The organism is Shewanella marina JCM 15074 (genome assembly GCF_000614975.1).
GTDB classification, from domain to species: domain Bacteria; phylum Pseudomonadota; class Gammaproteobacteria; order Enterobacterales; family Shewanellaceae; genus Shewanella; species Shewanella marina.
Genome location: NZ_BALM01000029.1, coordinates 1 through 19477, shown reverse-complemented (window position 1 = coordinate 19477; position 19477 = coordinate 1). Strand labels below are relative to the sequence as shown.

At 40.7% G+C, this 19477-nt stretch carries 21 protein-coding genes, 3 pseudogenes and 1 riboswitch; of the genes and pseudogenes, 6 read left to right on the top strand and 18 right to left on the bottom strand.

Annotated elements, in window-relative coordinates:
• Positions 1–10 precede the first annotated feature (10 nt).
• Both moeB and JCM15074_RS16900 read left to right on the top strand, forming a co-directional pair.
• Entirely contained in the window at positions 11–796 is a 786-nt protein-coding gene (moeB, locus tag JCM15074_RS16905) for a molybdopterin-synthase adenylyltransferase MoeB (protein ID WP_025822694.1), read from the top strand.
• A gap of 82 nt (positions 797–878) precedes the next feature.
• A complete protein-coding gene (locus JCM15074_RS16900) occupies positions 879–1121 on the top strand; it encodes a putative hemolysin (protein ID WP_025822692.1) in 243 nt (80 codons plus the stop codon).
• Here the strand turns inward: JCM15074_RS16900 and JCM15074_RS24090 are convergent.
• From JCM15074_RS24090 to moaA, 14 genes and pseudogenes are all read right to left on the bottom strand, one after another.
• On the bottom strand, positions 1096–1266 hold the full coding sequence (locus tag JCM15074_RS24090; protein ID WP_084267053.1) for a DUF2986 domain-containing protein: 171 nt from the start codon (positions 1264–1266) through the stop codon (positions 1096–1098). The genes JCM15074_RS16900 and JCM15074_RS24090 overlap by 26 nt on opposite strands.
• 67 nt (positions 1267–1333) lie before the next feature.
• Positions 1334–1501, bottom strand: a complete 168-nt coding sequence (locus JCM15074_RS24085; RefSeq protein WP_025822690.1) for a YqaE/Pmp3 family membrane protein — start codon at positions 1499–1501, stop codon at positions 1334–1336.
• A 15-nt stretch (positions 1502–1516) separates the two neighbouring features.
• Positions 1517–2193: pseudogene (locus JCM15074_RS22770) on the bottom strand (TIGR01621 family pseudouridine synthase).
• Positions 2194–2202: 9 nt separating this feature from the next.
• Positions 2203–3425: pseudogene (locus tag JCM15074_RS22765) on the bottom strand (sensor histidine kinase).
• Positions 3426–3507: 82 nt separating this feature from the next.
• Positions 3508–4185 (bottom strand): response regulator transcription factor, encoded by a 678-nt coding sequence (locus JCM15074_RS16875; protein ID WP_025822689.1) that lies wholly within the window; start codon positions 4183–4185, stop codon positions 3508–3510.
• A 12-nt stretch (positions 4186–4197) separates the two neighbouring features.
• Positions 4198–4716, bottom strand: a complete 519-nt coding sequence (locus tag JCM15074_RS22760; RefSeq protein WP_051536942.1) for a PepSY domain-containing protein — start codon at positions 4714–4716, stop codon at positions 4198–4200.
• Between the two features lie 17 nt (positions 4717–4733).
• Entirely contained in the window at positions 4734–5114 is a 381-nt protein-coding gene (locus JCM15074_RS16865; RefSeq protein ID WP_025822687.1) for a NirD/YgiW/YdeI family stress tolerance protein, read from the bottom strand.
• Positions 5115–5236: 122 nt separating this feature from the next.
• Entirely contained in the window at positions 5237–6349 is a 1113-nt protein-coding gene (locus tag JCM15074_RS16860) for an ABC transporter ATP-binding protein (protein ID WP_025822685.1), read from the bottom strand.
• Positions 6339–7010: a molybdate ABC transporter permease subunit gene (modB, locus tag JCM15074_RS16855; protein ID WP_025822683.1), complete on the bottom strand. Its 672-nt coding sequence runs from the start codon at positions 7008–7010 to the stop codon at positions 6339–6341. Before modB ends, JCM15074_RS16860 begins: the two co-directional genes overlap by 11 nt.
• A complete protein-coding gene (gene modA, locus JCM15074_RS16850) occupies positions 7011–7805 on the bottom strand; it encodes a molybdate ABC transporter substrate-binding protein (RefSeq protein WP_025822680.1) in 795 nt (264 codons plus the stop codon).
• 17 nt (positions 7806–7822) lie between these two features.
• Complete coding sequence (gene moaE / locus JCM15074_RS16845; RefSeq protein ID WP_037469903.1) at positions 7823–8272, bottom strand: molybdopterin synthase catalytic subunit MoaE; 450 nt, start codon at positions 8270–8272, stop codon at positions 7823–7825.
• 1 nt (position 8273) lies between these two features.
• Positions 8274–8522, bottom strand: coding sequence for a molybdopterin synthase sulfur carrier subunit (moaD, locus tag JCM15074_RS16840; protein WP_025822676.1), 249 nt, complete (start codon positions 8520–8522; stop codon positions 8274–8276).
• A 4-nt stretch (positions 8523–8526) separates the two neighbouring features.
• A complete protein-coding gene (gene moaC / locus JCM15074_RS16835; protein ID WP_025822674.1) occupies positions 8527–9003 on the bottom strand; it encodes a cyclic pyranopterin monophosphate synthase MoaC in 477 nt (158 codons plus the stop codon).
• A 262-nt stretch (positions 9004–9265) separates the two neighbouring features.
• On the bottom strand, positions 9266–10246 hold the full coding sequence (moaA, locus tag JCM15074_RS16830) for a GTP 3',8-cyclase MoaA (protein WP_025822672.1): 981 nt from the start codon (positions 10244–10246) through the stop codon (positions 9266–9268).
• Positions 10234–10368: riboswitch (molybdenum cofactor riboswitch) on the bottom strand. It overlaps the preceding gene by 13 nt.
• A gap of 296 nt (positions 10369–10664) precedes the next feature.
• Here moaA and JCM15074_RS16825 point away from each other — a divergent pair.
• Positions 10665–12317 (top strand): electron transfer flavoprotein-ubiquinone oxidoreductase, encoded by a 1653-nt coding sequence (locus JCM15074_RS16825; RefSeq protein WP_025822670.1) that lies wholly within the window; start codon positions 10665–10667, stop codon positions 12315–12317.
• A gap of 36 nt (positions 12318–12353) precedes the next feature.
• Here JCM15074_RS16825 and JCM15074_RS16820 read toward each other — a convergent pair whose 3' ends face one another.
• Positions 12354–13049 carry an MOSC domain-containing protein gene (locus JCM15074_RS16820; RefSeq protein ID WP_025822668.1) on the bottom strand — a complete coding sequence of 232 codons (696 nt, stop codon included), beginning with the start codon at positions 13047–13049 and terminating at the stop codon, positions 12354–12356.
• Between the two features lie 91 nt (positions 13050–13140).
• Between JCM15074_RS16820 and JCM15074_RS25420 the strand changes: the two genes are divergently transcribed.
• A complete protein-coding gene (locus JCM15074_RS25420) occupies positions 13141–13857 on the top strand; it encodes a prepilin-type N-terminal cleavage/methylation domain-containing protein (RefSeq protein WP_025822666.1) in 717 nt (238 codons plus the stop codon).
• Between the two features lie 107 nt (positions 13858–13964).
• Positions 13965–14696, top strand: a complete 732-nt coding sequence (locus JCM15074_RS23805) for a pilus assembly FimT family protein (RefSeq protein ID WP_025822664.1) — start codon at positions 13965–13967, stop codon at positions 14694–14696.
• On the opposite strand, the gene JCM15074_RS16805 is transcribed toward JCM15074_RS23805, so the two are convergent.
• Positions 14693–15535 carry a PfkB family carbohydrate kinase gene (locus JCM15074_RS16805; protein ID WP_025822662.1) on the bottom strand — a complete coding sequence of 281 codons (843 nt, stop codon included), beginning with the start codon at positions 15533–15535 and terminating at the stop codon, positions 14693–14695. The two genes, JCM15074_RS23805 and JCM15074_RS16805, sit on opposite strands and share 4 nt — an antisense overlap.
• 366 nt (positions 15536–15901) lie before the next feature.
• On the opposite strand from JCM15074_RS16805, the gene JCM15074_RS16800 reads away from it, so the two are divergent.
• Positions 15902–17062, top strand: coding sequence for an MFS transporter (locus JCM15074_RS16800; RefSeq protein WP_037469911.1), 1161 nt, complete (start codon positions 15902–15904; stop codon positions 17060–17062).
• Positions 17063–17086: 24 nt separating this feature from the next.
• Here JCM15074_RS16800 and JCM15074_RS24415 read toward each other — a convergent pair whose 3' ends face one another.
• Entirely contained in the window at positions 17087–17263 is a 177-nt protein-coding gene (locus JCM15074_RS24415) for a hypothetical protein (protein WP_159105310.1), read from the bottom strand.
• A gap of 436 nt (positions 17264–17699) precedes the next feature.
• Positions 17700–19036, bottom strand: a pseudogene (locus JCM15074_RS22745) (coproporphyrinogen III oxidase family protein).
• Positions 19037–19477 lie beyond the last annotated feature (441 nt).

The following is a 19477-nucleotide window of genomic DNA, read 5'->3' as shown; positions in this document are numbered from 1 at the left end:
GGAAGACAAGATGAGCAAAACAGCCAATGATTCTGCCGATATTCTTTCTGACGCAGAAATGATGCGTTACAGCCGCCAAATATCCATTAAAGCAATGGATTTTGAAGGGCAAGAACGACTCAAGCAAGCTAAGGTGTTGATTCTTGGTGCCGGTGGTTTAGGTTGTACTGCTAGCCAATATTTAACCGTTGCAGGCGTTGGCCATATCACGCTAGTTGACTTTGATACGGTTGAATTATCGAATTTACAAAGACAAGTACTGCATCAAGATCATAATATCGGCCAAGCTAAAGTAGATTCTGCCAAAGAGAGTCTAACCCAGCTTAATCCGCATGTGCAGATTGATACCATTAATGCCGTATTAGACGATCATGAAATTGATGATTTAGTTGCTCAACATCAGCTAGTGTTGGACTGTACTGATAATGTAGCGATTCGACATCAGCTTAACCGCAGTTGCTTTAACCATAAAATCCCATTGGTCTCTGCAGCAGCAATCCGTATGGAAGGCGTTATCTCAGTATTCGATTACCAAGATAATAGTGCTTGTTATCAATGTTTTAGTCAGCTATTTGGCGAACAACAGCTAACTTGTGTCGAATCGGGCATTCTTGCCCCCGTCGTCGGGTTAATTGGCTGCCTGCAAGCAACTGAAGCAATTAAAGTGATTTCGCAAATGGGTAAGCCACTTTATGGTCGCTTATTAATGGTTGATGCGATGACGATGGAGTTTAGAGAGATGAAACTAGCTCGCCATCACAGTGTCCCGTTTGCCATTAAGCGAGTGACATACTAATATCAAATGCCTGAGTTTACTTAGGCATTTTGCTTTTTATAAGATCAACATTTTGCTTTCAGAAGATCAAGGAGTGTCAGATATGAGCAAGAGAGTTATAACACTAATCACTAGTGCCACAGCCATTTCACTACTTTCAGCATGCAGTCAAACCCCACCACCCAAGCTAGATATGGCCAATCCGGCGGCTAAATACTGTATCGCCGTCAAAGGCACTCTAGAAGAGATCACAAATGACCAAGGCACCATGACCATGTGTAATCTGCCAAACGGCCAGCAGGTTGAACAATGGCAGCTATTTAGGCGTGATCATCAAGCACACTAACCTCAGTGACTTGCTCCTCGGCTTGAGCTAATTGTTCACGCTCAGCCTTGGAGATATATTTAGGTTTATTACTGCCATGCAATTTTGCATTCGCTTTTTTGGCTTTATTTTTTAGCGTCTGATTAATTTTCTTTTTACGATTCATGATATTCAACATCCCATTAAAAAAGGCCTCATTCTGAGACCTTTTCTGTTACTGGTGACTATTATACCTAATCTCGGGTCAATACCCATACCGCATGTAAAATACCCGGTATAAAGAAGAAAATAGTCAGTACGATATTAATCAGTAAATCTTGACCCACGCCTTTCTTCAAAAACACGGCAACTGGTGGCAGAAAAATTGCGATTAAAATCAGCAATAATTTATTTGTGTCCATAAAGGTTCCTTAATTTTATTTTTTTGTTGGCCAGTCTAGCTGTTCTGGGTTTTGCCACTGGGCTAATTGCTGCTGTAACAATGGATTATGCCACTGTTGTCCCATGTGAGGCTGATCACAATAATGATAACTCTGACCACAATAGTCAAATTGCAATGCAAATGCATGCAAATAACCACGATCCGCTACTTTCGTTACATTATAAAGAGGATCCCCAAAAATAGGCACACCAATGCTGCTAACGCCACCCGTAGCTGATGGGTTTTACCTGTTAACGGTTTTAATAAATAGACTCGATTGCCTTCACCTAAAGCATGACTAAAAAACTGTGTCATCGCTGGATTTTCGGTGGTACGCAATAGTTTATACATACTACGGCGTGATTTCGCCATATCACCCACAATCCAACCCTGTTTCTTTTTAGGCTTGCCGTGAGCAATGGCGAGATAATATTTTTGAACTTGATGATCACTAAACATTTGCGTAAATGTTTGTGCAGCAGTTAATGTTTTAGCAAACAGTAACAAACCAGAGGTCATGGTATCTAATCGATGCACAGGATAAAGCTGATAGCCCGTATCTGCGCCTAATTGCGCTGCCACACCGGCACTGCCATCTTGACTATGAAAATGCACGCCAGCATCTTTGCTGATAACGATAAAATCGGCTGTATCAGCCACAATGTTATACATGAACAACTCTTAAAAGGTAATGGTAACGACTAAGCCTGGACGGTTATCCGACATATGAATGTGGGCATTATGCCGTGATAAAATGGCTTTCACCATAGATAAGCCAAACCTGTGCCTTGATGATGTCGACTAGGATCTAATCTCACTAATCGCTCAAACACTTTGTCATAACAATCTTTAGGGATCCCCGGACCATTATCTTTAATTTGGATCATGCCACCTGATTGCACAATCTCAATATGCGCCTGTTTGCCTGAATATTTAATCGCATTATCAACCAGATTAAATATCGCTTGGAATAATAAATACTTATCACCAGTAAGTTGGTAGTCTTCGCCCATTTCTAGCGTTAATGTTTGCTCATTCATTTCAGCTAACACTTCAGCCATCTCCAGCAAATCAGTACATATTTCTTGTAAACTAAAATGCTTAAGATCTAGCTTTTGTTGGCCTTCTTCAATACGCGTTAGCGACAACATAGCATCAAATGTTGCTAAACAATGATCTAGCTCTTCCATTAAAATAGCACAAGCTTCAGGCACTTCTGCAGCAGGCTTAGCCGGTAAGGTTTCTAACCCCATGCGGATATGTGATAGTGGAGTACGTAGATCATGGGCAATATTGTCTGTCACGCCACGAACAGCAGTAAGGTTTTTCTCTAAGGTATCCAGCACATGGTTAAATTGATGCGCCAGCATATCGAACTCATCTTCACGTCGATCGATAGGAAAACGTACATCATAGCGGCCATGTTCAATCTGTTCACTTAACCGATTGTAATGCACTAAACGACGTAAAATAGCCTTTGAAAAGAGATAGCCGAGTATGAGAGTCATCACCAGCGTAAACATCACCGCAGCAGCGGCAGCACTAGTGAAATGGTCAAACAAGGTTGATAAATGATCACTACGAGTTGCAATTAAGACTGGCCCATAACGGGTAATCGCAATGCCGCCCGTCAATAGATGAATTTTCTCAGGGCCCCCCGCTAAAATAGGGAACTCTTGGGTTTTGGGCAGCATCGGCATATCTTCAGGCATAAAAGATAATGCACCTTCAACCTTATTACCATTACGCCATACAATAAAAGCAGACTTAGGATCGGCTGCATGCACTTGTGCAGCAAAACCTACCCGATCGACAGATAAGGCAAGTTGTTGATAACGTAGTTTTTCAGTGTGTAAATGCTGTTGGATCTGGTTACGCTGCTCGGTCACTACTTGCTGATACATATTGAACAACAAGGCACCAATAATTAAGGTTACTAACGTTGAGAAAATAACCGTAATTCGCCATGCACTACTATTAAAGGGTTTAATGGTTTTGACGTAACCTATAACCTGCGCCTCTGACGGTTTCAATAAGCTCACCGTATCCTATCTCTTCAAATTTGCGTCGTAATTTAGCAATATGTACATCAATAACATTGGTGCGTGGATCAAAGTGATAATCCCATACTGCTTCAAATAATAACGTGCGACTAATGACCTGATTTGGATGTTCCATCAGATACTTAAGTAACTGGAACTCTTTGGGTTGCAATGCAATATCATGCTCATTAAGTGACACTCGACGGGTCAATAATTCGATTTGCAATGGGCCCACTTGCAATACAGTTGGCGCGGTTTGTGACATGCCACGTTGCATTAACTTTTCTGCACGAACCAATAATTCGGAGAAAGCAAATGGCTTAGTCATATAATCATCGCCACCTGCTTTTAAGCCTTTTACGCGCTCATCAACATGGCTTAATGCAGATAAAATTAACACAGGTGTTTGATTGCCAGTTGCACGCAGTGCCGCAAGTAATTTTAAGCCATCTAATTGTGGCAGCATTCGATCAAGCAGGATTAAATCATAATGAGAGGACGTTGCTAGTAATAATCCTTGGTGACCATCATTGGCAGTTTCAATATTGTGGCCCTGCTCTAAAAAGCCTTTAACAATATACTCAACCGTTGTTGCATCATCTTCCACTAGCAATATTTTCATATTAATTCCACTTTAGCATTGGTAGAGGCGTAAGTTTTGAATGTCAAACGCCAGCTTAGTCCGGTGTTGCTCATTAACCACTTCTAACTCAAGGTAACTAATACCAAGATCATGATCCAGTTGTGCATCAGTAAGATAGGCAAAACTAGTGCCATCTTTTAGCGCTAGTGTAACAAGTTCTGAGAACTTCATCTGCTTCTTGCGCAGAATTTTTGCAGCGGTAACTTCTTCATAGTCATCCGCTTCGAGTTTCTCTACTTTTTGCTCTAAAATACGTCCAGTTTCAGCAGACATATAAAATTCTGTGGTGGTATTGTCATCAAGATCAATCATATCGAACTCATACCGAACTTGGCTGTTTTTTACATCAAGTTCAAATTCAGTAATGATCATTTTCGGATAATCTTTTTCAAGTACCTGCATGACATCTAAAGGTGAATAATTTTGGCCCTTAGACAAAAAGGTATACATAGTCGGAGAGGCATAAGCTAATCCGGAAACGAACATTAAACTGACTAACCAACCCCTCATCATCACTCCGTAAACTATCATTCTTGATTTGATACTATTGCATTTTGATTGGCTGTAATAATTGAAATGCTATCTATCTCAACCTCTTTACCTTGCCATTTATCATCTAACTCACCACGTAATTTCACCACTGTCGCTTCTGTTACAATGATATGACGCCATAGTGAGTTTTCAATTTCAACTTCAATCTCACCGGTTTTGTCACGAAATAGGTACTTTTCATCACCTAAACTTTTGACAATATTGCCAGTAAGTTCAACCATTGTATCATCTTTGGAGTGTAAAGCTGCCGCAGCAGTTGTCGCTTTACTGGATTGCTCTGGACCTTCATATGCCGCTTCAGCAGAGACAGCCATTAAGCTAGATAGCATAAGTAGGTAAGGAACATAGCGAGCCATATGACAGTTCTCCAAAGATAGTTAGTCTAATAGTCTACCTAAGTTAACCTGAACGTTTGGTGTAATTTGGATTAACTTTTGATCATCATTCCAAACAATATTGGATCAATTAACACCAATCGCTAATTATTAGCCCAAATATGGATATAGTCAGATTTAAGCGCAACTTCGGTACTCGCGCCAACGGCTAAATGAAGTTTATTAGCCAGATGCAAAGAAACCTCTGCATTTAACTGTTTATCAACGCCAGCAATAGTGGCACTAATACGCACCGATTCACCCATCACTAACATGGCATCAATGGTCACAGGCACAATATTAAAGCTGCGGCATAAACGACCGCGAGAAATGGAGTTAAAGCGAATACCTTGATTGGCGATCACCCACTGAACTTGACTACCCACCGCTAAATCAGCTTGATACTGACAAGCAATAGAAAGCTCACCTAATGCCAGCCAAGTAATCTGTTTATCACTATCTTGCTTAGCCACTGTCGCACTAAAGATATTACGTAATCCCATCTGCCGAGCAACCGCTTCATTGGCAGGTTTTGCCTGCACTTCTAACGGTTTACCTTGCTGTAATATCTGACCTTGGCTGATTAAAATCATTTTGTCAGCCAATAATAGCGCTTCATTAAGGTCATGGGTCACCATCACCACCGGAATAGACAGCTGTGATTTAAGCTTGGCTAACTCTAAATAAAGACGTTCACGAGTTTCTCGGTCCACCGCAGAAAAAGGTTCATCAAGCAATAGCACTTTAGGCTCCCGAGCCAATGCTCGCGCTAATGCAACCCGTTGTCGTTGACCACCAGATAATTGCGACGGTAAACGATCCGGAAACCCATGTAAGTTAACTCGATTAAGCCAATCAAGCGCCTTATTCTTGCGTTCTGCTTTAGGCAGATGATCTAACGCTGAAATTACATTTTCAAGTGCAGTTAAATGCGGGAATAAACCAAAATGCTGCGGCACATAACCTAAGTGCCGCTGTTGTGGCGTTAAGTTAATTTTGGCCTCAGCATCAAACCAAGCGTTATCACCATAATAGATTTTGCCTTGCTGAGAATGGCTTAAGCCAGCGATCATTCTCAGTAGCGTTGATTTACCGCCACCAGACGGCCCTACAACCGCTAATACCTCGCCTGCAGCGCAGATAAAATCGGCTTCTAACTTTATCGGATGTTGTTGTGATACTTGGCAATGTAGATCGGCAATCGAATTAGTGGCCATGACGATCTCCAATACGACGCGATAAACTGGTAGTTAACGCCAAAGTCGTAATCGCAAACAGTAATAAAACCAATGACATTTGTCCTGCACTTGCAAAATCAAACGCTTGTACACTGTCATAAATAGAGATAGATAAGGTTTTCGTTTCGCCAGCAATATTGCCGCCCATCATTAACACCACACCAAACTCACCTAAAACATGGGAAAAACATAATACCAATGCGGTTAAGATGCCCGGCCACACCATAGGTAATTCAATTTTAAATAAGATTTTTAAACGGCTCATTCCGCAACAAGCAGCAGCATCGCGAATATCGACGGGGACAGCTTCAAAAGCCCGTTGAATGGGTTGCACCGCAAACGGGATATTGACAATCACGGAGGCAACAACTAATCCAGAAAAATGGAATACCAATTGTTGACCAAACACTTGCTCAATCCATTGCCCTAGCCAACTTTCACTGCCAAGACCCACCAGCAAATAATAGCCAATCACGGTTGGTGGTAGCACCAACGGCACCATAATCAATGCTTCAACTGCTGACTTACCTTTAAACTGACGATAGGCTAAAAACCGACTCGCAATAATTGCAAAGGGTAATAACACCACCACAGTAATGGCACTTAATTTGATTGAAAGCCACAGAGATTGCCAATCCATCTATTTTTTCTCAGGTAAACCAAAACCGTAATGTTTAAAAATTGTGCGTGCTTGTGGTGACAATATAAACTGATAAAACGCCTTGGCTGTTTCACCCGCTTTATTAGTTAACACCATCTTTTGCACGATAGGCGCATATAAATCTGTCGGTAATTCAATATAGCGTGCGCGTGCCTTAAACTGCGGTACGACCGCGAGAGAAAGCGCCACAATACCGCCTTGCGTCGAACCGCTAATAGCAAACTGTCCCGCTTGCGACACATTTTCGCCATAAATTAAATTAGGCTCAATTTGCTGATATAAATCGAATTTTTTTAGTACCTGTATCGCTCGTTCGCCATAAGGTGCATGGGCTGGATTAGCTATCGCAAAACGGGATAACTTGCCCTGCGCCATTAAGGCTTTTAGCCCTTTTAATTCAGGATCAAGGCTAAGGGGTGAACCATTATTAGCCACTAATGCTAGCTTACCTACGGCATAATCAACACCTGCATTAGGCGTCATACCGGATTTAACTAATGCATCAACATAATGCTCATCAGCAGACAAAAATAACTGAAATGGTGCACCATTTTTAATTTGAGCTACAAAATTTCCAGATGAGCCAAAAGAAAAGCGGATCTGTTTTCCCGTTTCAGCCGTAAACGCTTTAGCAATATCTTCAATCGCAAATTTAATATTTGAAGCTGCTGCCACAACAGGAATATCGTCGGCTCTTGCGGGAACCAAACTGGCGCTAATCACGGTTGCAAATAACACAACAGCGACGAGTCCACGCTTTAATAATTGACTCATGTTCATATCGATTTACTCTATTTCTGTTGCCACATTGCCGCAGCTTGATCATCTGAGTCTTTGGCTTCAACCCAAGCTTGACCTTGTTGACCGGCTTCTAACTTCCAAAATGGCGCTTTAGTTTTTAAGAAGTCGATAAGAAACTCACAAGCAGCAAATGCCGCTTTACGATGCGCACTACTCACACCAATAAACACAATTTGTTCGCCTAAGCCCATCGTGCCAACACGGTGAATAATCGTGACATGAGTTAATGGCCAGCGTTCACGTGCTTGCGCTTCAATCTGCTCTAAAACAGATTCAGTCATGCCTGGGTAATGTTCCAGCGTTAAATCAGTCACATCACGACCATCATTAAAGTCACGAACTTTACCCACAAAAGTCACTACCGCACCATCACTGTTGTCAGCAGCAATTGCCGCATATTCAGTAGGTACATCAAAATCTTGAGTTTGTACGCGGATCATTTTAACCCCCAGTGACAGGCGGGAAGAAAGCCACTTCATCACCATCGGCAACTGGCGCTTGCCAATGACTAATAGTTTGATTAACCGCCACTAATAATTTATCTGATGCAAGCACTTGTGCCCACTTGTCATTGGTCGCAGCCAACTGCTCACGTACTTGTTCAGCCGTCATATTGTCTGTTGCTTCAACTTGCGCAGATGCAGTACCTAATAACTCTCTTACTTGAGCAAAAAATAAAACATTAATCATGAGCTTAAACCTTAAAATGACCTGACTTACCGCCACGCTTTTCTAATAAACGAACCGTGCTTATTACCATATCTTTTTGTACGGCTTTACACATATCATAAATGGTTAATGCCGCCACAGATGCAGCAGTCAATGCCTCCATCTCCACGCCTGTTTTACCAGCAAGCTTACATAAACTGGTGATATGCACACGATTATGATCAGGTTGTGCTTCTAGGTTTACTTCAACCTTAGTCAGCATTAATGGATGACATAATGGAATAAGATCTGATGTCTTTTTAGCGGCTTGAATGCCTGCAATACGAGCCGTAGCAAACACATCACCTTTATGGTGGCTACCGCTCATGATCATTGCCAATGTTTCGCTCGACATCTCAATATAAGCTTCTGCACGCGCTTCACGCTCAGTCACTTGTTTCTCAGTCACATCAACCATATGTGCATTGCCATCGGCATTAATATGGGTAAAAGCATTTGTCATTTGGTTTACCTTTCAATATTCAACATTATTCATTAACCGCGAAATTGCTTTAAAGAGATGAGTCGCATGAAATCGGGTTAGTTATATTTTTTATCTATAATTTGCCAGTAAGCATTAAAGCCGTGACTTAGAAAAGCACGGCGATGTTCAACATTCAATGATAGAAATACTAACGAAGTGCAATGGCTCATTGTGGCACTAATCTTAATCAAAAAGAACAACTTCAAGCTGTCACCATAACCTCGGCGACAGCCCCCATCAACTAACCACCAATTGACGCTAAATGTTGGGTCACACCAGTCACGCCATCATGTAAAAAGTGGGTTGCTTTCTTTTGCTCTAATTGCTGATGTAAACGAGACACTAACTCAGCTTGCTGGCTTTCTGATTGTAATAAATCACGTAAATCAACACCATGCTCAGTAAATAAACATAAGTGTAATTTACCTTTAGCAGAAACCCGTAAGCGATTACAGCTGGCACAGAAGTTCTTTTCATACGGCATAATTAAGCCAATACGGCCTTGATAATCATCATGACTAAAGTTTTGTGCAGGGCCATCATCAATGGCGGCTTGATCTAATCCCCAGCCATTCTCTAGCAAATGCGCTTTAATCGTTGCACCAGCTAAGTGGTGTTTATTGAAATAGTCATGGCCTAAGCCCGTTTCCATTAGCTCAATAAAACGCAAATCAATTGGGTATTGTTTGATCCAGTGTAAAAAGCGAGGTAGGTCTTTATCATTCAAGTGCTTGAGTAATACCGCATTCACTTTAACTCGTTCAAAACCTGCATCTAATGCTGCATCAATCCCACGCATCACTTGGTCAAACTTGTTCTCACCAGTGATTTGATAAAACATACGTGGATCTAAGCTATCAACAGACACATTAATACGTCGCAAGCCAGCGTCATACCATTCTTGGGCATTTTGCGCTAAACGATAACCGTTAGTCGTGGTTGCAACTGTATTGATATTAGGCATATCTGCGACCACCCGAATAATATCGGTAAAGTCTTTGCGCAGACTAGGCTCACCGCCTGTAATACGGATTTTTTGAGTGCCAACCTTAGCAAAAGCTGCCGCTAAATTGGCAATTTCTGACAAAGTTAAAAAGCTTGGCTTACCATCAGGCCGATAACCATCGGGCAGGCAGTAGCTACATTTAAAGTTACATACGTCTGTCACAGACATACGTAAATAGTGAAATCGTCGACCGAAATTATCTTGCAGTTGAGACATGATCACCTTTCCAAGTAAAGGGAGGTGAGAGCATTTCTTTTCTCACCCCGGTGGCACTATTGCCACGGCTTAACATCCATATTTTGTAACGTAGGACAAAAAGCTCGGAGAACCGTCGAGATCTAATTATAGTCATAAAAACAACTATCCCCCTACCTTAGAGATTCATAATTTGAACAAAAACCTCATAAACACCAGTATTTTGTGATCTAGATCACTGATAAGTCATCCACATTGGCACAGGGATGCTGTTCAACAAACAAACTAGCTGTAGGGTTATTAATCATTTTAAGGTAAGGTATTAACATCAACAAAACATCCACCTAAAAAACGTTGCATTCACAACGGTTAAGGCCGCAACACTAATACATTTTTTGCTATATTACGCCGATATAAAGAGTGAACAAGGAAATAATAAATGGAACGGGAATCAATGGAATTTGATGTCATTATCGTTGGCGCCGGCCCTGCTGGCTTAGCCAGTGCCTGTAAACTCAAACAAATTGCACAAGCGACAGAACAAGAAATTAATGTTTGTGTGGTTGAAAAAGGCGCTGAAGTCGGAGCCCATATAGTGTCCGGGGCGGTTTTTGAAACCAAGGCGCTTGATGAGTTATTTCCTCAATGGCGCGAATTAAATGCCCCCATCGAAACCGCTGTCGATCATGATGATGTACTATGGCTCAGCTCAGCTGAAAATGGCCGACCATTACCACATAATCTCATTCCAAAACCGATGCATAATGAGGGTAACTACATTATTAGCTTAGGCCACCTATGCCGTTGGTTAGGCCAGCAAGCAGAACAGTTAGGTGTTGAGATATTTCCGGGGTTTGCTGCCAGCAGTATTCTTTATAACGATGATAATTCCGTTAAAGGTATCGCTATTGGTGATATGGGCTTGAATGCGCAAGGTGAAGCTAAAGACAGTTTTATGCCAGGTATGGACCTATTGGCAAAATACACCTTGTTTGCTGAAGGCAGTCGCGGTCATTTAGGTAAACTGTTAATTGAAAAATATCAACTCGACAATGGCACCTCTCCGCAGCACTATGCCATTGGCTTTAAAGAAATTTGGTCGATTCCAGCCGAGCAGCATCATTTAGGTAAAGTAGTTCATACTGCAGGCTGGCCGCTCACCTCGGATACCACAGGCGGTGGCTTTTTATACCATATTGCAGATAACCAAGTAGCCGTGGGATTAATTGTCGATCTTAACTATAAAAATCCCTATTTAAGTCCATTTGAAGAATTTCAACGCTATAAAACTCATCCATTAATTAAGCAATATCTACAAAATGGCGAACGTATTAGTTATGGCGCTCGTTCAATCAGCAAGGGCGGACTTAACTCTTTACCTAAAATGAGTTTCCCTGGTGGGTTATTAATTGGTTGCGACGCTGGCACTTTAAATTTTGCAAAAATCAAAGGCTCCCACACGGCGATGAAGTCAGGTATGATTGCAGCTGAAGTAGTCGCTAAAGCATTAATGGCAGGGGTTGAAAGCGGTAAAGATCTCAGCTGTTATCAAACAGAGTTTGAGCAAAGCTGGTTATTTGAAGAGTTGCAATCATCTCGTAATTTTGGGCCTGCTATCCATAAATACGGAAGTTTGCTTGGCGGCACCTTCAACTATATCGATCAAAATTGGTTTAATGGCAAAATACCATTAACACTACGTGATAACCATCATGATTACAGTCTGCTTGGCCAAGCTAAAAGCTATGCCGAAATTGATTACCCTAAACCAGATGGTAAATTGACGTTTGACCGTCTCTCTTCAGTTTATTTAGCTAATCTTTACCATGAAGAAGACCAACCGTGCCACTTACAACTCAAAGACATTGAGATACCAATTAGTGTCAATTTAATCCAGTTCGCAGAACCTGCACAGCGTTATTGTCCGGCTGGTGTTTATGAGATTACCCGTAATGATAAAGGCCAAGCGCAACTCGTCATTAATGCGCAAAACTGCATCCATTGCAAAACCTGCGATATTAAAGATCCAAGTCAAAATATCACTTGGGTGACACCTGAAGGTGGCAGTGGCCCCAATTACTCTAATATGTAATAAACTTAATTTTAAATGGCACATTAGGTGCCATTTTTATTGTGTTGCGGGCCCATACAGACGCATATCCCACGCTTCAATCCTCTGTTGATTAATTCGACTTTGAATACTACGTTGCCAGCTTTGCGCGAGGGTTTCACAGCCTAATAAACGTTGATAAGCATTTAAATCAAATGACTCTCTAAAGTAGAGTGCCATCGCCTCTGCTACGCTGATATCACTCACTCGTTCAATCAACTTAAATTGGTCAGTTGCTTTAATCTCTCCAGACGTTAGTACTCGATAAAACCAACCACAACGTCGACTATCTTGCATCGTGCGCGCGAATTCTATTTGATTAAACTGTAAATTTAGCTTGAAACAGGGCGAACGAGGCTGAGTCACTTGCAGTAATGTCGAGCCGAGCGCAATGATATCGCCAATGTTAATATCTTGCTCTAATAGACCTGTGGAGCTGATATTCTCGCCCATCATGGGCGCGTTCAGATGATTGAGATTAAAACGCTGCTGATAGTAAGCATAATGTTCAACAGGAAAATGGTGTAATACCCGGTCAACACCACCATGATGCTTACGATCAACTTGCCAATCAGCAACCACGCTATCATGATTCACCTGCAAATTTTGTTGCTGTAATTTACCAGCAATCCCAGACACAATATTGCTATTTGCTAAGGGCTGATAAGCATCACCACGATATAAACCGATTAATTTAACCTCTTTAGGTAGCATGACAATTTCCTCCTATTCGCAACAATCAGGCCTTACACCATAAACTGATGCTAATATAATCTCTATACTCTTTTCAGATTTAGGATCGCAAATGAATAATCAGACCTATACCAACCGATTAAGTGGTTTTACCTTAGTTGAGTTAGTGACTGTGATTATTATTTTAGGGATCCTTGCGATAATCGCATTACCACGCTTTATTAATTTAGGCTCTGAAGCCAAATCTGCAGATATACATGCTTTAGCGGGTAGCTTACGATCCAGTATTAGTATGTTGCACAATAAAGCGGAAATAGAAAATCAAACAAGCGACATTGCTGCCATCATTGATGGAGTAAAGCTCAATCATGGCTACCCAACAGCCGATAAAGCCGGTATCTATCAATCATTAGCAGACCCTAGTGATTGGAATTTTTATGCTTATACCATCTTAGGTTCATCTGCAGCCGTATTTACCCAAACTAAAGAGGGTCAACACAGTACCAGTGAATCATGGGACGACTTTAAGGCCGCATTAAAAACAAAATGTTTTGTTGTCTATAACCCACCACAAATTAGCCAACAACAAACGTTAAATCAACAGCAGCCAGCTTACTGGCAACCACAACAACTCGATGGCTTTTGGAATGGTGCCAAAAGGCTTGCATGCAAAGCGTTATCTTATATGGGTATCGATCAATATATCGGTTTTTGCCAAACGCCTACACCTCCGCCAACCCCAGATGCTGGCTCTGGTGGCAACCCAGATGATGATCCAACCATTCCGACACTGACCAAAATGATCACTTTCGACAATAGCGGCTGTTAATGAACAATTAATGCTGTTTGAATTAAAAGCGATTCATAGTCCGTAATTCTATTGGTATTCTCACATCTAATGCATAACGATGATAAAAAGTCTTAGGCATAAAACCCATGAAAACCAATAGTAGTGATGATGACCCCAAACATAAACAGCATGGATTCACCTTAATTGAATTAGTGGCAGTCATTGCCATTTTAGGTATTTTAGCCGTTACCGCAGCTGCCCATTTTATTGATTTACCTGATAATGCTATTTCTGCTGATATCAACGCACTGGCAGGCAGCATAAAACAAGTAACACAAACAATTTACGATCAAGCCGTCATTGAAAATACCGCCAATCAAGCTTATAGCAATACGCACAATATTCAATTGGCCTATGGCTACCCCATTGCTGGCACGACTGGCATTGTGCAAGCGCTGCAACAACCCAACTCTTGGCACAGTTATACTGGCAGCTATCTACTTGGCCACATTTCAGTATTCACCTATAAAGAGATTGATGGTGTAAATAACGGTAAGTCAGATAAATATGTTGAACAAGCCTTAAAAACACAATGTTTTGTTATGTATAACTGGATTGGTGATAACCAACAACCGCAAATATTAGCAACCACAACAGACGAACCATGGTTACCCGATTGGTTAAAAAAACAAGCTATTCATCTATTTTGTGATGTTATTGGTGCTATTGGTCTAACGCCCTATATTCCGATGTGTCAGGCTCCAACTCCAATTCCAGATCATCATCAAGTTCAACCCACTCCTGATAACCCAAACATCCACGTTAATCCATTTGGGTTAACCCAGCCCGAGATTATTGCACAGACCTCAGGTTGTTAACGACTTTCCAAATAATCAGCAAGTTGCTCGCTTGGAATAGAACTCGCACTCGCTACGGCGAAAGCGGCCCACTGAGCACCTTGCTGCATCGCAGCCATAATGTCATCACCAGCAACTAAACCATTAATCACGCCAGCAGCATAAGCATCACCCGCACCCGTTGCATCGATTAAATTGGCGCAAATGGCATCAACATGTTGGCATTGTTGGCCATCATAAACATCTGCGCCATGCTCACCGTCAGTGACAATAAAATAGCGCAGCTGCTCTCCTGCGATACTGACACCATAATCCCAATGACTTAATTGACTTCGGCCGTGCATATCACTGGCTGATGCAATTAAGACATGACAAGGTCTAGGACGCTCATCTTTAGCTAATTGTGCCAATACCAAGGTCTGCTCTAACGCGCAATTTGCCCAGCTTACGGCCCCCTCAGCGGATGAATTAATATATAACGCCTGCCATTTATGCCAATCTGGTGGTGCTGGTAATTCAAATTTAGGTCGAGGCGGCCTAATAATGGTCCGCTCACCATCAGGCGTCATCACCAATAACATCTCACAAGTTGCCCCTTGACGGCGGCAGACGCGGCGGCAATCTAATCCTTGTTGGCCAGCTTCAGCAACTAACCAGTCACCTATTTGATCTTGACCAACTTCGGTCACTAAACTGACATGGTGACCAGCCCAAACTAATCCAATACCGGTATTGGCACCACCACCACCAAGTCGATGTCCGCCATCTTGATAATGAAAACGACCACCCACGGTTAGAATTTTATCTAGCTGTAAAATACGGTCACAGTTTAAATTTGCAACCAACATAATATTTGCCATAGCAACCCACCAATTAATCTTGAACTAAAACATAGTACGATATTTTTTATAAAAAATATTTTGTTTCGATTTTTGATTAATAACCCGAGTAATAATACAGCAAATATTTACAAATCGATATTCAGCATAAACAACCTAAAATATTGAAATATAAAGATTTAGTATTTAATTACCATTTAATTAAATAACAGAAATGCTTAAACACTGCTTGGTCAATTTTATTTACCGTGACAGTCAAACGAACTCGCTTTACCCGATGCATTTTTATCCTTAAAGTCCGCAAAAAAGCAGTGCTAAATATTCATATCTAAACACTGAAAACTTCCTTTATTTATACTTATTATCACTTGGAGAGACTCGGTGGAAATGACCGCCTCTAGCCCTAAAAACAACAGCCCTTTAGTGCCTGTTGCTGGCTTATCAATATTTGCACTTGCATCAGGTTACCTTATGAGCTTGATTCCTTTGTCGTTGCCATCATTTGGACTATCGATGGAGCTTGCACCTGCAATTGCCAGTTTATTTTATTTAGGCTTACTTATCGGTGCCACTTGTATCGAACCTGTAGTGGCTAAAATTGGTCATCGTATCTCTTTTATTATTTTTTTAATGGCATTGTTATTAACGATTGTCGTTATGATCGCAATGCCGAATGCCTATAGTTGGCTTATTGCCCGATTTTTTGCAGGTATAGCCGTTGCAGGCGTATTCGTTGTTGTTGAGTCTTGGCTATTAATGGCTGATACAGCCAAACAACGTGCCAAGCGACTTGGTCTATATATGGCATCACTTTATGGTGGTATTACCTTAGGTCAATTAGCAGTAGGACCTGTCGGTACTGACGGTTTTATGCCATATATTTTTATTATTGCCTTACTTGTATTGGCGATGTTGCCACCACTATTAATCAAAAGTGGTCAACCAACCATTCAACATAATGAAAAGATCAAATTCCGTGATTTAAGATATGTAAGTCGCCCAGCCATGATGGGCTGCTTTGTTTCAGGCTTATTAATTGGTCCTATCTATGGATTAATGCCAGTTTATCTACAGCAATTGACTAATAATGCTAGCCAAACTGGTATTTTGATGGCTTCAATTATTTTAGGTGCAATGTTAATTCAGCCTTTAGTCAGCTATTTATCAACTCGAGTAAGCAAAAGTTTATTAATGGCACTATTTTGTTTATTTGGTACGGCTGCGGTATTTGGTGTAATTAATAGTCAGAGTAATATCTTAATTATTCTGTCATTTTTGATGTTAGGTGCTTGTTCTTTTGCACTTTACCCAATCGCAATTACATTAGCATGTGATGGCATGAGTAGTACAAAAATAGTATCAATTGCAGAAGTGATGTTATTGAGTTACAGCTTAGGTTCAGTATGCGGACCATTATTCGCTGACAAATTTAAGCAAGCTAATGGTTTACCAATTTACCTTGGTGTGTGCTTAATTACGACCTGTATTTATATGCTAATTAAGAGCGCGAGCTCCGCGCGCAGTGGTAGTGCCCCAGTAGTACACTAACCCTCTATCCATGGCAGTATGTCCCTAGTGACATGCTGCTCTTGCTTTTGCAATAGCGCGATCTGCAATCAGCACACTCATCGCCTGATTAAACACACCAGCATGTTTACGATAAATCTGATACAACCTCACACTCTCCTGCTCGACTTCATCTAAATAATAAATCTGACAAAATCGTGAAAACTTAATGGGTTCGTTCATACAAGCTCCTTAAGATACCTTTGTTAAGTGCATGTTATGTTCATTTTTTAAATAATTCAAGTTATCGCAAGTAAAGCATACATTACTAATATATTTTAATTCAACAACTTACAATCTAACCACTGCTTATTTATTTAGCTTACTTAAATAAATATAACTCAAAAACTACTATAAACCACACAACTTGTAACAAAAAGGTTAATGTGATCTATGTCTAAAAAATCCTGTTTTTTTAATGGATTGCATTGTTAACTGATGATTGATAGAGAGCATCAACAGACTAGAGTTTACAGTTATGTTAACAACGACCATGCATAAACTATGTCACCTAATTGCATAGTTTTACTGGCTATTGCCTAAAATTACTTTTTGTTAATGAAAATTTAGACAAAAAAATACCAGCACAATGGCTGGTATTTTTGATGACTTGATTACTTTACATATCGCACGGCTTCAGCGGCTTGCGTAATTGAGCACGGACGTTGTCCATGCCTGAATAAAATTCTTTCATCATCAATAATCCCATCATCTTACCGTTATCAGTCACAATCAGATCATCAGGATTAAGCGGATTATTCTTAATTGCACCAATGGCTTTCATTGAAGTCATCTCTTTAAATAGTGCAGTATCAAGGTTTACACCAAAAGTATCACGGAAATACTTACGCGATAAACGACCAGAGAACATGCCCAATAAGAAACGATATTGCATCACATCTTTCTTGCTATATAACTTCTGCTGTTCAACACTCATTTTACCCGCTGCGATGCGCTCTTGATATTTACGCAGTGAGAATGTGTTCACATGCAAAGTGTCATTTAAGAAACTAAAAGAGCCTGAGCCAACACCTAAGTATTCGTCATAATCAATAACATACTCATCAAATCCTTCGTCGTTAGTTTTACCAAATGCCCATGCAGACAGCTGATTATATTGACCATTTAACGCATTTAAGATTTGACGATATTGGTTTGCCATCTCACCCTGAGGCGCAGCAATTTACCTTTTACACTCTTACGTGTTTGGTGAGTAATCATCAAAGGATAAGTGGTAATTTGACGAGGATCGAGCTTAGAAGCCATCTCTAAATCATGACGAATAATCTCTTCAGTTTGACCTCGGAAGCCGAAGATAAGATCAACGTTGATAATAGGAAACAGCTCTTTTGCTGCCATAATTTTATCAAAAGTCTGTTGACCAGAACCAAACTTATCTAAACGTTCAGTCATCTTCAAAATGCCGTCATCAAAGCTTTGTACGCCAATCGACATACGATCAACCAAGCCTTTTAACTGCTGGAATTCTGGTGTGTCTAAATGACGAGGATCAGATTCGCACGATACTTCTTTAATACTTGGAAATAACTTACGCGCATGTTCAATGGTGCGAGCCAGTTCCGACTCAATCACAGTCGTGGTACCACCACCAATGTACATTGACTCAAAATCATAGCCTAGCGCTTTCACCATGTTCATCTCTTTACGTAATGAACCAAAGTAGCTACGTGCTTTGTCTTCATTAAATAAGAAGCGATGGAAAGTACAGTATGAACAGAGCGTATGGCAAAAAGGAATATGCGCATACAGCATATACTTCTTACCTTCTACTGGTGGCGGCATAATTTCAGCCGACTGTGTGTCTAACCGTAAATTCTTGTCCACATAATGTTGCATCACCCGTTCCATAGAACCAAGCATCCAATTGGGCACGGTAATATTGGCCTGATAAGGCTGATTTTCATCGCGGAAAAGGGTCGAGCTAAAAGAGGTCATATACGATTAAATTCCAATCCAACAAGTAGAAACGCTTGATGTAGTTACACCTAGCATGAAGCGCTAAAGATTACCTGTTATTAGATGAACAAAATGTGAAGCCGCTAAAACTTATGCTGATGATTTTGGTTTAAATAGCTAATTTTGTTAAGCAGCTCATGCTTTAGAAAATATGAATATATTAATCAACATTTTGCATCACCTAACACTCCTATCACGGTTAAGCCAATCATTTTAACGAGAACAGCATCACAAATTAACTCGAATATTATTACCATATGGTAATAATCATTTTCAAAAACACCGCATTGTTACTTTTATCGATGAGAGTAAACTGGCTCCATCGATTGAGAACACGCAGCAAATCTGCACTGACTCAGTTCGATTCAGCAAGCTCGATGTTATCGATTAGCTGATATTTATTTCTAACATTTGTTTTTA

Bases quoted from the DNA above. Each gene is read 5' to 3' on its own strand.
- moaA (WP_025822672.1), bottom strand. From the start codon at position 10,246: ATGTCTCAACTGCAAGATAATTTCGGTCGACGATTTCACTATTTACGT.
- JCM15074_RS24085 (WP_025822690.1), bottom strand. From the start codon at position 1,501: ATGGACACAAATAAATTATTGCTGATTTTAATCGCAATTTTTCTGCCA.
- JCM15074_RS16805 (WP_025822662.1), bottom strand. From the start codon at position 15,535: ATGGCAAATATTATGTTGGTTGCAAATTTAAACTGTGACCGTATTTTA.
- JCM15074_RS16860 (WP_025822685.1), bottom strand. From the start codon at position 6,349: ATGGCCACTAATTCGATTGCCGATCTACATTGCCAAGTATCACAACAA.
- modB (WP_025822683.1), bottom strand. From the start codon at position 7,010: ATGGATTGGCAATCTCTGTGGCTTTCAATCAAATTAAGTGCCATTACT.
- JCM15074_RS16875 (WP_025822689.1), bottom strand. From the start codon at position 4,185: ATGAAAATATTGCTAGTGGAAGATGATGCAACAACGGTTGAGTATATT.
- JCM15074_RS24090 (WP_084267053.1), bottom strand. From the start codon at position 1,266: ATGAATCGTAAAAAGAAAATTAATCAGACGCTAAAAAATAAAGCCAAA.
- JCM15074_RS22760 (WP_051536942.1), bottom strand. From the start codon at position 4,716: ATGAGGGGTTGGTTAGTCAGTTTAATGTTCGTTTCCGGATTAGCTTAT.
- modA (WP_025822680.1), bottom strand. From the start codon at position 7,805: ATGAGTCAATTATTAAAGCGTGGACTCGTCGCTGTTGTGTTATTTGCA.
- JCM15074_RS16820 (WP_025822668.1), bottom strand. From the start codon at position 13,049: ATGCTACCTAAAGAGGTTAAATTAATCGGTTTATATCGTGGTGATGCT.
- moaD (WP_025822676.1), bottom strand. From the start codon at position 8,522: ATGATTAATGTTTTATTTTTTGCTCAAGTAAGAGAGTTATTAGGTACT.
- JCM15074_RS16900 (WP_025822692.1), top strand. From the start codon at position 879: ATGAGCAAGAGAGTTATAACACTAATCACTAGTGCCACAGCCATTTCA.
- moaC (WP_025822674.1), bottom strand. From the start codon at position 9,003: ATGACAAATGCTTTTACCCATATTAATGCCGATGGCAATGCACATATG.
- JCM15074_RS16800 (WP_037469911.1), top strand. From the start codon at position 15,902: ATGACCGCCTCTAGCCCTAAAAACAACAGCCCTTTAGTGCCTGTTGCT.
- JCM15074_RS25420 (WP_025822666.1), top strand. From the start codon at position 13,141: ATGAATAATCAGACCTATACCAACCGATTAAGTGGTTTTACCTTAGTT.
- moaE (WP_037469903.1), bottom strand. From the start codon at position 8,272: ATGATCCGCGTACAAACTCAAGATTTTGATGTACCTACTGAATATGCG.
- JCM15074_RS23805 (WP_025822664.1), top strand. From the start codon at position 13,965: ATGAAAACCAATAGTAGTGATGATGACCCCAAACATAAACAGCATGGA.
- JCM15074_RS24415 (WP_159105310.1), bottom strand. From the start codon at position 17,263: ATGAACGAACCCATTAAGTTTTCACGATTTTGTCAGATTTATTATTTA.
- JCM15074_RS16865 (WP_025822687.1), bottom strand. From the start codon at position 5,114: ATGGCTCGCTATGTTCCTTACCTACTTATGCTATCTAGCTTAATGGCT.
- JCM15074_RS16825 (WP_025822670.1), top strand. From the start codon at position 10,665: ATGGAACGGGAATCAATGGAATTTGATGTCATTATCGTTGGCGCCGGC.
- moeB (WP_025822694.1), top strand. From the start codon at position 11: ATGAGCAAAACAGCCAATGATTCTGCCGATATTCTTTCTGACGCAGAA.